The organism is Ureaplasma zalophigenitalium, assembly GCF_025780055.1.
In the GTDB taxonomy this organism is placed as follows: domain Bacteria; phylum Bacillota_I; class Bacilli_A; order Mycoplasmatales; family Mycoplasmoidaceae; genus Ureaplasma; species Ureaplasma zalophigenitalium.
In genome coordinates this window covers 1-15386 of record NZ_JAOXHJ010000006.1, presented here as the reverse complement: position 1 = coordinate 15386, position 15386 = coordinate 1, and the positions used below count along the sequence as shown (strand labels likewise).

The following is a 15386-nucleotide window of genomic DNA, read 5'->3' as shown; positions in this document are numbered from 1 at the left end:
AAGCCTTTATGGTCCTTTATTTATAAAGTTTTTTTGAATAAAAAAATAAAATAGCCAAAGGCTATTTTATCTATTTATCTTTTAAAGCTAGCAAAATTGCTTGATGAAGTTTTATATTCGATTTAATTTGCATTTTCTTTTTATCATCTTCACACACATTATAGTCTTTTTCCTCTTGGATTAATTGTTGTTCAATTTCCTCAGCGTTAACTTCTGATAAAGGTTTAAAGTAATCAGTAAAGACTCTAATTTGGTGTTCTTCCACATAGATCACACCTTCAAGAATCACATACGGAATTCGTGCTGCACTTGGTGTAGGACGCACGTATGCAATATGGTTTTCAATTGGTGCCATTAAAGGGTTGTGGTTTGGGAGCACTGCAATTCTTCCTGTGGTTGTTTTTAACTCCACACTATAAACTGCTTGTGTTAAAGTCTGTGCATATGGTGAGACAATTTTTAATTGCGTACTAATCATTATATTTGTTTGTTTGCTTTGGCAAACACATCATCAATTTTACCAACATATAAGAAATGTTGTTCGTGAATATCGTCACATTCACCATCTAGGATTTTTCTAAATCCTTCAATAGTGTCTTCTAATCGCACAGATAAACCTGGTTGACCAGAGAACTTTTCCGCAACGTGTGATGGTTGTGATAGATAATTACGTACCTTACGCGCACGAGTTACTAATTGACGGTCTTCTTCACTTAATTCATCCATCCCTAAGATGGCAATAATATCTTGTAATTCCATAAATCTTTGTAGAATTTCAATTACTCGACGAGCGACTGAATAGTGTTTTACACCAACTACAAGTGGGTCTAAAAGACGTGATGTTGATTGTAATGGAGAAATTGCTGGATATAGCCCTAAAGAAGCAATTGCACGGTCTAATACAACCTTCGCATCTAAGTGTGAGAATGTTGTCGCTGGAGCCGGGTCAGTTAAGTCATCGGCTGGTACATAAACAGCTTGTACTGATGTAATTGATCCTTTTTTAGTTGATGTAATCCGTTCTTGTAATTGCCCCATTTCAAAAGCTAACGTTGGTTGGTACCCTACAGCTGAAGGCATACGACCTAAAAGTGCAGACACCTCTGAACCCGCTTGAGTAAAACGGAAGATGTTGTCAATAAATAACAATACGTCTTGCCCGAATGTATCACGGAATTCTTCAGCCATAGTTAAACCACTTAAAGCTACACGCATACGTGCCCCTGGTGGTTCGTTCATTTGTCCAAAAACTAGTGCTGTTTTATCTAAAACACCAGCCTCTTCCATTTCGTAGTAAAGGTCATTCCCTTCACGTGTACGTTCCCCAACACCTGAGAAGACTGATAGCCCCCCGTGGTTTTTAGCAACGTTATGGATTAATTCTTGCATTAATACGGTTTTACCAACCCCTGCACCACCGAATAACCCAATTTTTCCCCCTTTAGCAAAAGGGACTAGCAAGTCAACAACTTTAATTCCTGTTTCTAAAATTTCAATTCGGTCAGCTTGTTCAGCAAATGATGGTGCTGGACGGTGAATTGGCATACGTTTCCCAGTTGGTGCTGGTTGATTATCAATTGGATCACCTGTAACATTGAACATACGTCCCAAGACTTGCATCCCTACTGGCATGCTAATTGGAGCGTTTGTGTTAATTACTTCTAACCCACGCACTAGACCGTCTGTAGTATCCATTGCAATACAACGTGCAATGTTATCCCCTACTAATTGCGAAACTTCAAGGACTAATTTCTTACCATTGTTGTTTAGTTCTAAAGCATCGTTAATCTTGGGCAATGTTTTAGGACTAAACAAAACATCGACAACCGGACCTAGGACTTGTTGAATTTTTCCTATTTGTTTCATAAATAAACTCCTTTATCAAATATTTTATTCATCATCAGAACCTGCCACAATTTCAGTAATTTCGTTAGTAATCTTACTTTGACGAAGTGTGTTGTAGATTTGTTTGTAATGATCTGCAAGTTGTTTAGCATTTTTTGTAGATGCATCCATAGCATTTCGACGCGAAGCATTTTCTGAAATTTTTGATTCTAATAAACAACCATATAAAATTGTTGCAATATAACTTGGCAAAATTGTTCTAATAATTGCTAACTTATCTGGTTGGAAAATGATGTTATCCTTTTCAAGGTCCCCGACATTGATGTAATCTGATAAACTGTTTTTATCAAACGGTAAAACATCAATACATTTCACTTCAAAAGTAATCGCATTAATAAATTTCGTATAAATAATCCGAATTTGTTTAACTTCTCTAGATTCATATAATTCTAAAGCCTCACGTGCAATTTGCATTGCTGTGTCGAATGTTAAATCATTATCGTTTAAATTTAAAAATTTGTTAATCACGTGTTCTTTGCGAACATCACGCAAATGATCTTTTCCTTTTTTACCAATTGTAAAAGTGATATCTTGATCACGAACATATTGATCAACCACCTTATTAACATTAAAGTTATAAGAACCAGCTAGTCCCATTGTTGAGTTAATGTTAATATACAATACAGCATCTTTGGCACCATCGTTGACTAGGAATTCAACATCATCGACCACAGATAATAGCAAACCAATTACATCATAGTAGTCATAAGCATAATCCTTAATCGCCATCAAACGATCTCGTTGACGTTTAAGTTTTGCTGTAGCTACTAATTTCATGGCATTAGTAATTTTAGCTGTGGTGTTAATTGAACCTATTTTTCTTTTAATGGTATCTAAAGACATTTTATAAAGCTCCAGCAGTTATTGTTGAAGATTGTTTTTTTAATTTCTTTTGTGCTTTTTGTTGTGCTTTTTGTAATTTGTATTGTTCTTTTTGTTCTGGTGTTAACTTTGGTTTTAAAACTGTTGATAATTTCACAACAATAATAATTAAAGTTATCATATTTGGCATCATAAAGATGATGAATACTCAGTAGAAAGCGTGGTAATTCATTCCTTGAGTTTCAGAAGAATATTGTTGAATTAATGAAAGACGTTCTGTTCATTCTACAGAATCGTGCGGGTCATTAACTCTTAAGTAATCTAATCATTGAGAGAATCAAGAATTAGTTGGATTTGAAAGCACTTTAATTACGAACCCTCATGTTAAGTTATGGTTAATAACTTTTGAGTGTAATCCGTGATGCATATAATGCAGTACTTCAGTTAATGTTTTTTCGTGCATTAATAAATCTTTTTCTTCTAATAGAGTGTGTAATTGTGCATCTGTCAAGTGTTCTAATTGATGGAATGTAATACCATGGGCATTAACATCCTTCACAGCACGTAATCATTCCTGATAATCAGCATGTGGGTCATATAGAACATATGACATTAATGAATCTTCTGAACCACTAACATTAGCTAAATGGTCTCCTAAAACTGGTCCTGCTTGTGTTGCTAAAACAACCGTTCGTGCTTGTGTAAACGGAACATTTAAAAGTCCTAACATTGTAAAAGCAATAGTAGCAAAAACAATAAAGATAACTAGCGCAGAAATAAATCAGGGAGTGAAAATTTGCTTAACTTTTGGCAATTTGCAAAATTCATCATAACTTAAATTTTTATTTTTTTTCATATTATTTTAAATAAGTGAATCCACTTGGCCCTTTCTTAATATCATATTTATCCAATGTTTTTGGATTTGAATATTTATAGATTGCACTCGCAATAATCACGTGTGCTTCAGAATGATTTGCAAAATATGCGTTAAATTCTTTCGCAGTTTTGATTACTGAGTTAGCTCCATAAGTTCTTCACGCAGTTCGAGGATTTAAGATTTTGATATCTTCTAAATCAAATTCCCCAACTACTTTTTTCACAGGCGCAGTTGCATAAACAATCACACGTTCAACTGGTTGAACAGGTGTTACTTTAAAGAATAACACTGGTTTTTCATGGTCAAATAAAGCTTCAGCTTCCTCTGCACTAATAGAAACCATAATTGTTTGTTTTTCTTTATCAGCTACAGCATCATCAGAACGCACTAAAACTTGTTCTTCACGTGCTTTAATTGCTTCTTGTGAAGCTTTACAAGCTGGTTTAACACACACTTCTTGTTCATCTGTTGTTTCTTCAGTATTAGCTAAAGACTCTGAGTTATCAACTTCTACAGATTCTTGCACTTTTGGTGCTGGTTGTTCTACTTGTGATGTGACAACTGGTTTCACAACTTTTGGTGTATTAGCAGCTTTTAAGGCATCTTCTTGTTCTCATTGTTTAATTTGGCTATCAATGTTAGCAAAATAAACATCACGAGCTTCTTTTAATTCACGATCTTCTGGAATCAATGATTCATCGTTGTGTAAGAATAAGCTCATAGCTTTTCAAATTTCGTATTTGAAAGCGGGAGTGTTTTCTTTACTAAATGCTTTATTACGATCTAAATCACGACGTAAAGGTGATTTTTTGAAGTAATCGATTAAGTAAAGTTTGAAGTCAGCAATTTTTTCAACAGGGATTGTTGGAATCATTTTTTCTTTTACAGTGAATAAAATAATTGCTTCATCCGTTTGTGAGTATGGTTTGTTTGGATCTTGTTTAATCACAGCCATAACTGACTTACCAAGACGTAGAATGTTTTTTGTTTCTTCATCTAAATCAGAACCAAATTGCGAGAAAGCTTCTAATTCACGGTAGTTTGCTAATTCTAATTTTAAAGCAGCCCCTGTTTGTTTAACAGACTTAATTTGTGCAGCTGAACCTACCCGTGATACTGATTGCCCAGCATCAATTGCCGGTCTTTGTCCAGCATTGAATAAGTTAGTTTGCATGAAAATTTGGCCGTCCGTAATTGAAATTACGTTGGTTGGAATATATGCAGAAATATCCCCTGCTTGTGTTTCAATAATTGGTAATGCTGTAATTGAACCAGCACCTAGTTCGTCAGATAATTTACATGCTCGTTCAAGTAAACGAGAGTGTAGATAAAAGACATCCCCTGGATAAGCTTCACGCCCTGGCGGTCTTCTTAATAATAATGAAAGTGTTCTATACGCAATCGCGTGTTTTGACAAGTCATCAAATACAATAAGAACATCTTTTCCTTCGTGCATTCATTCTTCAGCAATAGTCATTCCAGTAAATGGAGCAAGATATTGTAAAGCCGGTAATTCAGAAGCATTTGCAGCAACTACAGTAGTAAATTCCATAGCGTTGTTTTCTTCTAAAGTACGCACGATGTTTGCTACTGTTGAGTTTTTTTGACCAACAGCAACATATACACAGTTAACATTTTTACCTTTTTGATTGATGATTGCATCAATTGCAATGGTTGTTTTTCCAGTTTGACGGTCACCAATAATTAATTCCCGTTGACCTTTTCCAATTGGAAACATTGCATCAATAGATAAAATTCCTGTTTCAAGAGGTTGGTGAACTGATTTACGTTCCATAACCCCTGGTGCAATTTTTTCAACTACACCAAATTTTGTGGCAACAATTTCTTGTTTACCATCAACTGCTTTACCCAGTGCATTAACTACACGTCCAAGCATTACATCCCCAACTGGCACTTGCACAATTCGGTGTGTTCGATAAACTCGTTCGTTTTCTTGGATATCATCGTAGTCACCCATTAAAACGACCCCGACAGCATCTTCTTCTAAGTTTAAAGCAATTCCTTCAACCCCAGATTCAAAACGAACAATTTCGTTTAACATAACGCTTTCTAATCCATCAACCAAGGCAATTCCATCCCCTAGTGAGATAACATTACCAACTTCAAGAGTTTCGGTTTTCTTTGATAGATTTTGAATGTGATTTTTAATATCTGATAATAAAGAAGTTGTGTTTTTATTATTTACGCTCATTGATTGCACCTTCTTTTTCGTTTATATTGATGATTTTATTTAATTTAGTTTTTAATGATGAATCTATCACATCAGATTTAATTTTAACTTCTAACCCACCAATTAAATTTGGGTCAATTAAAACTCTAATGTGTGGTTTAAAACCATATTGTTTTTCTATAACAGAACCCAAACGAGTGATTTGTAAATTTGATAATTCAAATGGTGAATAAATATCTACTTTTGTTGCGTCGTTTGTATAGTTTGCTAAGCGGTTCATAATTGTTTTCGAAAATCTTTCTAATTTGCTTTTCATATAACAACCTTACCTTCTAAATGTTTTTATCAAATACAATATGATCTAATTTTGTTCTCAGCGATGAGTCAATTTCGTTAGCTTCAAAATTCACTCGGATACCACCAATCATCTGATGATCGATTCTTTGTTCAGCTTCGATTGTACAGTCAAGTTTTTTAGTTAAAGCATGAACTAAACGATTCATTTGTTCATGACTTAATTCAAAAGCAGTATGAATAATTACTTTACGAATGTTCAAATCATTATCAATGAATTTCAATGTTTTTTTCAAAATTGAACGTAAATAATTGATTTTTTCACGATCAATTAATAATTCAAGGAAGTGGATAATATTCATATTCATTTCCTTTTGAAAAACTTCATGTAAAGTTATTTTTCTTAGTTTTTTATCTAAAATACTTGATGCTAGTGTATTGTAAAATGCAGGGTAGTCCCGAATAATTTCGTAAATAACTTCTAACTGTTCTTTGTATTCAGTTAGTTTGTTTTCTTCGCGAGCTAACGCTAATAAAGCGTATGCATATTTTTGAACAGATCTAATTGATTTCATAAAAACTATTTACTAGATTCTTCTAAATCCTTAATAAATTCATCAACTAATTTGTCATTATCTGCACGAGATAATTCTTTTTTCATCAATGCTTCAGCAGCAACATAAGCAGCTTCTTTAGCTTCTTGTTTCATTACGTTCAACATATTTAAACGTTCATTTTCTGCATTAGCACGAGCGGTAGCAACAATTTTGTCAGCAGCTTCACGCGCTTCACGTTCAAGATTTTCACGATATGACATTGTTTCTGCTTTCGCATCAGTTACAATTTTTACCGCTTCAGTTTGAGCTTCTAATTTTTGTTGTTTAGCAGATTCTAAATAAACAAGCGCTTCTTTTCTTGTTTCTTCTGCTTCTTTAATTTCGTTAGCCATAAACGCACGGCGTTTGTCTAACATTTTATTTGTTGGTTTTCACACTAATCATAAAATGATACTGAAAACAACTAACATCGCTCCTACTTGTGCAACAAACACTCACAAGTTAGGGAATAATGTATTAATAATTTCAGTTGGTTGTAATTCAGGAATGTCTCCAGAACAACTTGCTAATAAAGGTACAAAGAAAGCAGCAAGAGCAACAACTGATAAGCTTGCTATCAAGCCTTTTTTGTTTAATTTGTTTTTCATGTTTTGGTTTCCTTTCCTTAGTTTATTTTCTTAATAAAATTGCAGTAAATACTATGCAACGAAAATAAGTAAGATAGAAACGATCAATGCATAAATCGCAACGGCTTCAGCTAACGCTAACCCTACGATCATTGTTGAAAGAATTTTTGGTTGTGCTTCTGGATTACGAGCTACGGCTTGTACAGCGTTTGCAGTTGAGAACCCTTGCATAACCCCTACTGCCCCTGCAGCTAACATAGTAATAGCAGTACCAATATATTTACCTAAATAAGCAACCCCAGCACCTGAACTAAAAGCTTCAGCTTCTTTTCCTACTGGCAATGCATCTAAGTGAGATGTAATAACATTTGATAAATCGATAAATGACATAATAATTTATAACTCCTTGTTGATTTTGTTTTTAATTACGCAACGTTGGTTTGTGTTGCTATTTGTTGTTCTACGGGTTGATTAGCACTTGCTTCTAACGCACGTTTGGCAGCTTCTTTTTCTGCTTTTTTGTGAGCTAGGTGTTCGAAGTGTTCTTCCCCTTCTTTAATTTCTAATCCTCATGTTACTGATGTTAATAATGTGAATACGAATGCTTGAATCGTTCCAGCAAACATTGTAAAGTAACCAATTAGGATTGGAAGGATTGTAACAGCGGCAATTATTGATAGCCCAATGAATGGGAAAGCATCAGTAAATCCAGCAAAAGCTCAGAATGTGATGTTTAATAAAATTGCAGCTGCAGTAATGTTACCTCATAGACGGAATGTTAATGAGATGATTGGTGAAAATTTTGAAACGATTTCTAAGGGGTTGATCATCACTGGGATGCCCTTGATTTTGAAAGCGAATTTCAAGAAGAAAGATGCTTTTTGGTAACGCAATGCAACTATCTGTCCACCAAAGACAGATGCGATGGCCATTCCTAACGGAACAGATAAAGCTGTTGTTGCTTCTTTAAAACCAAATAATGAAACCATGTTTGCAGTGAAAATATAAACAAAAGTAAATAAAATTCACGGTGCTAGCTTAACGTGTTTTGGTCCCATTGTATCGACAACAATTCCTTTGAAGAAGTTAACAATTGCTTGAATAATTAACACAAAACGATTAGGAACGTCGTGAACCTTAAGTTTACGAACATTAAAGTAGTAAACAAGAGAAATGGTTAGAATTATTAAGGTTACCATGATCACAGCTCCGATATGCGGAATTGCGACTAATACATCAAGTGGTTTATAGTTTTCCATTTGATACCTCCATAATTTTTTGTTTAGGAACATATTTTTTGTTTTTTTTAAATTGAGAAACGATCTGACTAATAACACCTACGATTATTAGTGAAATATTGATAACAAGTAAAAAAGGTAAATTAAAAATAGCCCCCTCGCCTGTTTGGTAAAATGCATTAACGAGAACTCCGATTAAAATCGGAATCACTAATAAAGTTTGAAAAAACATAAAAACCATTGCGAATTCAAAGGTACTTAGTAATTTCTCTTTTTTAGAGATGGGTCGGGTGGTTTTTCGTAAAGATAAATTCTTCTTTTTCCACATCCGATCGATTACGAACATACGTAATGTCATTAAACCTAACATTAATATGACCGACAAAATATAAGTGTAAAAAAAACTTGCAAAATTACTTGAAAGGGGTATAGCAATCAGACAAACTAAAAGTCCAATTGTTATATCCCATAAATATCATGTCAAGTAATTATGTCAAGTTTGTTTAAAATTCACATTTCATCAATCTCTTATTTATTTTTAGTCAAAATTCATTTGACTTATTTATATTATAAATAATTAAGAGTTAATTGCAAAGTTATTCGTAAAAAAACCATTTTTTTTAAAGTATTTGATAACAAACCAGATAGTTTATCTGTTTCTTATCTTTTTTGTCAGCTTATTTGCTACTAATATGCACGTTACCAAAATTTTGTAAGATGTTAATCGCATGATCAATATTTCTTTCGATATGTCGATACATTAGGATTAATTTCACACGCGAATTCATTTCCTCATCGGTTAAGTTATCATCTATATAAACAGTACGCATTTGTTTCTTATTTGTATCATTTAGGTATTGATCTCGAACGCGTTTAATTTCATCTACTAATTCAGAGTTAAAGTTGTTTTTTAAAAAGTGTCGATAAAAATCTAAAAGGATTTTGTTACTTACTTCAAACGCCGATAGAAAGTGTTTGATTTCCTCATCGCTAAAGTTATACTCTTCAAAATATTCACTAATAATTTCGTTGTGATCTGAGATTCTTTCCAAATCTTTAACTGAGTTAATCACAGAGATAAAAAAACGTAAGTGACCAGCGCGCGGTTGATCTTTTTGTATTGTTCAGACACATTCATCTATCATGTCAGAGTAAATTAAGTTAACTTGTTCTTCCTTAAAAAAAGCATCGTTATAAATCTCTTTATAAGTTAATTCTCGCTTTTGGAGTTTATCACACAAATCAACTGTGTTATCTAAAACACGCTTATAAAACTTCTTAAAACTATCTAATAATTCCGTTTGTGATTCTTTCATCATTGAATAATTTGTTGCCATATTTTTAACCAATCTTTCCTGAAACATAATCTTTTGTTTTCTTATTTTTCGGTCGTGTAAAGATGTTTCTTGTTTTATCTTGTTCAATTACACTCCCTTGGTAAAAAACAATTGTTTCATCACTTATTCGTTGCGCTTGTGCCATTGAGTGGGTCACGATAATAATTGAATATTTTTGTTTTAATTCTAATATTAATTTTTCAATATTTGCTGTTGCAATTGGATCTAATGCTGATGTTGGTTCGTCCATTAATAAGACTTCGGGTTCTAAAGCGATTGCACGCGCTATACACAATCGTTGTTGTTGTCCCCCTGATAAAGCGGACCCTGGTTTGTCTAAAATGTCTTTTACTTCATCATATAATGAGGCATTAATTAACGCTTTTTCAACTATTTTTTGTAATGTTTTATAATCGTTAATTCCGTTTTGGCGAGGTCCGTAGGCCACATTTTCAAAAATACTTTTTTCAAAAGGTGTTGGTTTTTGAAAAACCATTCCTACCCTTGTCCTTAATTCTAAAGTACTAATTTTTTTAGAGCGTGTATTAATCCCATCAAAATAAATTTCTCCACTATAAACTGTGCCATCAATTAAATCATTTAACTGATTTAGGTTGCGCAAAAAAGTCGATTTCCCACAACCACTCGGCCCAATTAAAGCGGTTACTTTATAACGTTTAATTTCAACATTAATATCTTTAAGAGCATGTTTAGCTCCTTTTTGGTACCAAAAATTAAAATTTTCAACTTCAAAAACGTTATCAAAATTGAAATTTTCTTTGTTTTTATTTATCAGTTCTTTTTTGTTTTTTTGATATTCTTTTAGTGCTTTTTTTTGATCATTGCTTAATTGTCGATACAGCCACCAACGCTTAAAAATATTTTGTTCATTCAAGAAAATAACAATATTTTCTATGGACTGGTGCTTTCAATCTTTATGTTTTTCTAGTAAGTAAACTTTAATTTTTTTAGCCATTGTATCAACCTAAATTAACTGCTCCATAGCTTTTTCATCAATGTATCTAATTTCATAAATACGATTTCTTATTTTGGCATATTTAACTAATTTTATATTATAATTCATCAATGCTGCTTGCTCATAAGTGATTAGCAGGAATTTTTTATAAATTTGTGATTGAAAAATTTCTAAATGATCTACTTGCGTAGAATGATAATATCCTATTTGTTTTTTAAATCATTGTTTTAAATGACTTTTGACATCTTTTAAATAGGGGACAAAAATGTATCCCATAATAATTAAAAACAAAACAATTCACAAAGTAACAAAGGCGGCCTCATACTGAACATAACGAGCTTGTTTTAAATCTGTAGCCATAATCGCATTTGCATAAATTCTAGTGGTTAGAGTTTGGCCCGAAGACAACAATCCAATGTGTTTTGAAGATGTTAACCCTGCTGTCAAATAAAGGGGCGCAGTTTCTGCGATAATTCGTCCCATGGATAAAAATATGCCAGAGATAATGTTATTCATGGCCTGAGGTAAAACTAATTTACGAATTGTTTGTCATTTAGAACTACCTAATCCATACGCGTTTATTCGTACTTCTTTCGGCACTGCTTGCAGCGCTTGTTGAATAGAACGGATTAACATAGGTAATATGACCAATGCAATAGTTAAAGCTCCCACTAATAGCGATGTTCCTTTTGCACCAGATGCTGTTCAACCAAATCATTCAATAAAGATAACCAACCCAAACATACCAAACAAAATTGAAGGAGTGGACCCAAAACTATCAATAAAGAAATATATAACTTTTTTAAATCGTTTATTTTTTGCGTACTCGTTTAAATAAATAGCCGAAAACAAAGCAATTGGAAAGGCGATTAACAGTGCTAAAAAAATAATCAATAGCGTGTTAATAACAGCTTGACCTGTGGTATTTTTTGTATATTTAAAAACTGTTGATTCAAAAGTTGGATCAACAAATGTAATCACTCCGTTGACTATGATATCTAGAGATATTCAAAACAGAAACCCAAAGGCTATAATACTAGCTATTACTTCACAAAATATTTTGTAATAATCATAAACTTTGATTAGTTTATGATGCTGAATTCGGTAGGTAACATAAGCATTCACATTTTCAATATTTTCAGGTGATACTTTATATTTATTTTTATAACTAAGGCGTTCGAAAAGTGATTTAATGTAATTTGGGATAATATTTAAACAATTATTAATTCTTTTTGTAAAACGAATTCATAAAACATGTCTTGATTTATTACTATTTTGACTTGTTAAATATAAAACAATAGCGTTTAAAATCATTACTACTATAAACAAAACGATTCCAAAGACGTATAACAATCCTTTTAGGTTTTCGCCCACATTTTCACCAAACATGTTAGTCGAAATCAACGCACCTAAAGGTCGTAGAGATGAATTAAGGAAATGTTTTAAACCTTGACTCATGACATTATTATAGCCTTCATCACTTAAAATCATACTCACAGCCATAGTTTCACCAATTGCACGTCCTAAAGCTAAAATTAAACCTATCGTAATATTAGCTTTGGCTTCGGCTTTAAAAGTTTTGTACAAAGAACGTGTGTAAGACGAACCCATCCCTATACCATTTTCAATTAATTGAGGATCCACAGCATCGTATGCGTTCAGTGTTGTTGCTATAATAGTTGGTAAAATAATGAACGACAACATCACAAATGTTGTAAAAATATTCATTACAGTTTGGGTGTGAAAAATAACTTTTAAAACCGGTCCTAAGCTATTGATAGTAAATAAACCAAAAATTACTGAAGGAATCCCAGATAAAGATAAAATAATAACTTTTAATACTTTGCGAGTTACTTCTGATTTTAAACGGAATTTAATAAAAGTAGCAGTTTTAATCCCAATCGGTGCAGCAATGAGAAGTGCACCAAACGATACCATTAAAGTTACTGCTAATGGCAACCAAACAGAAACACCTGTTTGTTTCTTAGTGTTGTGTAAGTTGAAATCATTACTAAATAAAATTCTTTTTAACCCATAATGTTGGAAACCTGGAATAGCTTTTGCAATAATAAAGGCCAAAATAGCAATAAAGAGGATGATAAAGAAAAGAATGAATAAAAAAGAAAAGTGTTTGAAAACATTATCCGTAATTCGTTTATTTTTTAAACGTGATCGATGAATCATTATTTGTTAACCTTTTCCTTCTGATAAAAACTCATAAAGTCAATTTCTTCATTGTTCTTAATTTTAAATGTTTTTTCGTCAGAAACAAAAAAGTTTTGTTTTTTTGTAGGATCATTTAATCAATTCTCATTTTTCTCTTCCCCAGAAAACATAACTAATTTTTGTTCACGACTTAAATTAATGCCGCCAACTTTTTCAATTACTTTGGATGCTGCTTGACTTATTAATAATCAATACAAAAAGTTTTTAGTTTTTAACGAACAATGTGATACGCTAAATAAAATGTTTAAGGGTCTATATCATTTGTATCCATTTGCTACATTGATGTTCTGAATGAAAATTTTATTATCAACAAGTATATAATCAAAGGGTTTTATAAACTTCTGATTATACTGAATACTAGCCACACGAAAGCCTTTTTTATATAAGTATTCAAAGTTATTTTTTACAAAACCAGCCGATAAATAAATCATTGAACCAACAATTTGATCACTATCAATTCGTTGAAAAGCTTGTGAGTTAGCTTCTGATGTTACCTTTACGAATTTTCCATAATTTCCAAATTCTAGTGCTTGAAGAATATTGTTATCAATTTTTTTTACATTGGTTATTTGCGTATTGTATAGAAACGCTTCAGCTGTCCCTGAGGCAGTTGCTCCTCCTGAACGAGCAAAAGGTGTGATGTTAATGTTAGCATATTTTTGTGGTATGTGTTTATCTAGGTTTGCTAATTTTATTTGATCATAGCCAGCAAAGGCTTTGTAAAGTTGTGATAATCCTTGCTCATCAATGTTTAAATTTTCAAGACCCGGCACATAATACAATATAGCAATCCCATCTCAAGCAAAAGTAAATGTTTTCATATCGTGTGCAAATCATTCGTTATTAATTTCATCTTCTGTTGCAAAACGCGAAGCGACACCGAGATCTTTTTTTAAATCACGAGCCTCTTTAATACCACTTCCCGAACCGCTTGGTGTGGCAATTATGTCAATGCTTGGATCTACATTTACATAAGTATCTGACAGGGCAGATATAAAGGGATAGACAGTGGATGAACCCGCAACATTAACAATATTATCAACTTCTTGCTTACAGGATGTCAAAAGCACTGATGGTGAAATTAGTGCTAGCGCTATGGCTGCAATTAAAAATTTCAATTTCTTTTTTTTCATTGTCTAATATTTTTGTTTTCTCTTATTTTTTTAATATTCTTTTTATATATTATTAATTAATAATATTCAAAGATCTTTTTTTGGCTTGAAATTTCTTATTTTATTGTTTTGATGTGATAATCTATGAGTATAAAATTTTAAAAAAGGAGGAAAAAAATGCCAGTAATTACACCTAAGGTGGCACAAATCCGAACAATTTTTCAAGAGTATAAAAAGGCTCGTCATCAATTAAAAGCTTTAGATATCATCAATGAATACTCTCCAAGTATTGCTACCAATGTTACCCAATCTATTAAGTGATCAAAAACACTAGTTGAATACACACAAATAATTCTTAATAATATGTCACGTGAGGGTTCTGAAATTCTGACGCACTTATACATCAATGAATTTCAAGCCAAGCAGTTAAATTATTCACCATCTAGTTTTTATGTCAAACACAAAAAAGCTGTTGATGAATTTATCTCATTGCTTAATATTTACCCGAGTTTTGCTGAAAAATTATTTCCCAATACGCCGATAATTTTTTAAATAAAATTGATTGTATTCTGTTTCAGATACTAATTCAAAATTTTTAAAATCTAAATTCATATAGCGGTCGCAGTGATAAAAGTTTTTTAACTCATAGACCACTAGTTCCTCAACTAAATCAATAAAAATATTAAAAATCTTAATTCCACCAATAATATAAACATCTCGTTGTTCAGCTATTGTTTGAATATGTTTTTGTTGATTCGTTACTTGAAATGAACCATCCTGAGGTTCTTGTACAGTTGAAGAATACATAATGTTGTCAACATCTTTAATAACTTTATTATTCAAAAAATTATTAAATAAGTATTGTCCATAGACAACTACTTGTCCTTTAATTTGTTGTAAGAAATGTTGTTGTTGTTCCTCAACGTATCACGGCAGACGTGCATCTTTTGCTATGCCGCCGTTTGATGTTTGGCATCAAATGAATTTTAACATTTTAAAACCTCGAAATTTGTCTATATACTTTAATTTTACTATAAATATCAGTTTTCTTAGGTTATATTAACAATAAGACAAAAAAAGGAACTCTTTTGAGTTCCTTTTTTTACTTTGCGTGGCGATGACCTATTTTGTTTTAACTATCGTCGGCTCTAAAGTGCTTGACTTCCGTGTTCGAGATGGGAACGGGTATTTCCACTTTGATATCTTCACCACACCTTGATCGATG

17 protein-coding genes and 1 rRNA gene are annotated in these 15386 nt (G+C 32.4%); 1 reads left to right on the top strand and 17 read right to left on the bottom strand.

The window, feature by feature from the left end; genetic code table 4:
* Nucleotides 1-70: 70 nt before the first annotated feature.
* The 15 genes from atpC to OF365_RS02535 all read right to left on the bottom strand — a co-directional run bounded on the left by atpC (nucleotide 71) and on the right by OF365_RS02535 (nucleotide 14182).
* Entirely contained in the window at nucleotides 71-478 is a 408-nt protein-coding gene (gene atpC, locus OF365_RS02605; RefSeq protein WP_263818057.1) for an ATP synthase F1 subunit epsilon, read from the bottom strand.
* The gene (gene atpD, locus OF365_RS02600) at nucleotides 478-1866 is read right to left on the bottom strand and encodes a F0F1 ATP synthase subunit beta (RefSeq protein ID WP_263818056.1); all 1389 of its coding nucleotides are present in this window, start codon (nucleotides 1864-1866) and stop codon (nucleotides 478-480) included. The genes atpC and atpD overlap by 1 nt, the downstream gene beginning before the upstream one ends.
* A 24-nt stretch (nucleotides 1867-1890) precedes the next feature.
* Nucleotides 1891-2748 carry an ATP synthase F1 subunit gamma gene (gene atpG, locus OF365_RS02595; RefSeq protein WP_263818055.1) on the bottom strand — a complete coding sequence of 286 codons (858 nt, stop codon included), beginning with the start codon at nucleotides 2746-2748 and terminating at the stop codon, nucleotides 1891-1893.
* Between the two features lies 1 nt (nucleotide 2749).
* Entirely contained in the window at nucleotides 2750-3583 is an 834-nt protein-coding gene (locus OF365_RS02590) for a hypothetical protein (RefSeq protein WP_263818054.1), read from the bottom strand.
* A 1-nt stretch (nucleotide 3584) separates the two neighbouring features.
* Nucleotides 3585-5816, bottom strand: coding sequence for a F0F1 ATP synthase subunit alpha (gene atpA, locus OF365_RS02585; RefSeq protein WP_263818053.1), 2232 nt, complete (start codon nucleotides 5814-5816; stop codon nucleotides 3585-3587).
* Nucleotides 5803-6111, bottom strand: coding sequence for a F0F1 ATP synthase subunit delta (locus tag OF365_RS02580; protein WP_263818052.1), 309 nt, complete (start codon nucleotides 6109-6111; stop codon nucleotides 5803-5805). Before OF365_RS02580 ends, atpA begins: the two co-directional genes overlap by 14 nt.
* Nucleotides 6112-6127: 16 nt before the next feature.
* Nucleotides 6128-6664: an ATP synthase F1 subunit delta gene (gene atpH / locus OF365_RS02575; RefSeq protein WP_263818051.1), complete on the bottom strand. Its 537-nt coding sequence runs from the start codon at nucleotides 6662-6664 to the stop codon at nucleotides 6128-6130.
* A gap of 5 nt (nucleotides 6665-6669) precedes the next feature.
* A complete protein-coding gene (locus OF365_RS02570; RefSeq protein WP_263818050.1) occupies nucleotides 6670-7293 on the bottom strand; it encodes a F0F1 ATP synthase subunit B family protein in 624 nt (207 codons plus the stop codon).
* Between the two features lie 51 nt (nucleotides 7294-7344).
* Complete coding sequence (locus OF365_RS02565; RefSeq protein WP_263818091.1) at nucleotides 7345-7665, bottom strand: F0F1 ATP synthase subunit C; 321 nt, start codon at nucleotides 7663-7665, stop codon at nucleotides 7345-7347.
* 32 nt (nucleotides 7666-7697) lie between these two features.
* Nucleotides 7698-8531, bottom strand: a complete 834-nt coding sequence (locus OF365_RS02560) for a F0F1 ATP synthase subunit A (protein ID WP_263818049.1) — start codon at nucleotides 8529-8531, stop codon at nucleotides 7698-7700.
* On the bottom strand, nucleotides 8518-8880 hold the full coding sequence (locus OF365_RS02555) for a hypothetical protein (RefSeq protein WP_263818048.1): 363 nt from the start codon (nucleotides 8878-8880) through the stop codon (nucleotides 8518-8520). The genes OF365_RS02560 and OF365_RS02555 overlap by 14 nt, the downstream gene beginning before the upstream one ends.
* Before the next feature lie 307 nt (nucleotides 8881-9187).
* Nucleotides 9188-9847 carry a PhoU domain-containing protein gene (locus OF365_RS02550; protein ID WP_263818047.1) on the bottom strand — a complete coding sequence of 220 codons (660 nt, stop codon included), beginning with the start codon at nucleotides 9845-9847 and terminating at the stop codon, nucleotides 9188-9190.
* Nucleotides 9848-9851: 4 nt separating this feature from the next.
* The gene (gene pstB, locus OF365_RS02545; RefSeq protein WP_416906744.1) at nucleotides 9852-10709 is read right to left on the bottom strand and encodes a phosphate ABC transporter ATP-binding protein PstB; all 858 of its coding nucleotides are present in this window, start codon (nucleotides 10707-10709) and stop codon (nucleotides 9852-9854) included.
* Nucleotides 10710-10832: 123 nt separating this feature from the next.
* Nucleotides 10833-13007, bottom strand: coding sequence for a phosphate ABC transporter permease PstA (gene pstA / locus OF365_RS02540; RefSeq protein ID WP_263818046.1), 2175 nt, complete (start codon nucleotides 13005-13007; stop codon nucleotides 10833-10835).
* Nucleotides 13007-14182 (bottom strand): PstS family phosphate ABC transporter substrate-binding protein, encoded by a 1176-nt coding sequence (locus tag OF365_RS02535; protein ID WP_263818045.1) that lies wholly within the window; start codon nucleotides 14180-14182, stop codon nucleotides 13007-13009. The genes pstA and OF365_RS02535 overlap by 1 nt, the downstream gene beginning before the upstream one ends.
* 156 nt (nucleotides 14183-14338) lie before the next feature.
* On the opposite strand from OF365_RS02535, the gene OF365_RS02530 reads away from it, so the two are divergent.
* A complete protein-coding gene (locus OF365_RS02530) occupies nucleotides 14339-14713 on the top strand; it encodes an MG284/MPN403 family protein (protein ID WP_263818044.1) in 375 nt (124 codons plus the stop codon).
* Here OF365_RS02530 and OF365_RS02525 read toward each other — a convergent pair.
* Nucleotides 14684-15154: a dihydrofolate reductase gene (locus OF365_RS02525; RefSeq protein WP_263818043.1), complete on the bottom strand. Its 471-nt coding sequence runs from the start codon at nucleotides 15152-15154 to the stop codon at nucleotides 14684-14686. The two genes, OF365_RS02530 and OF365_RS02525, sit on opposite strands and share 30 nt — an antisense overlap.
* Nucleotides 15155-15270: 116 nt before the next feature.
* Nucleotides 15271-15374, bottom strand: a 5S ribosomal RNA gene (gene rrf / locus OF365_RS02520).
* Between the last annotated feature and the right edge of the window lie 12 nt (nucleotides 15375-15386).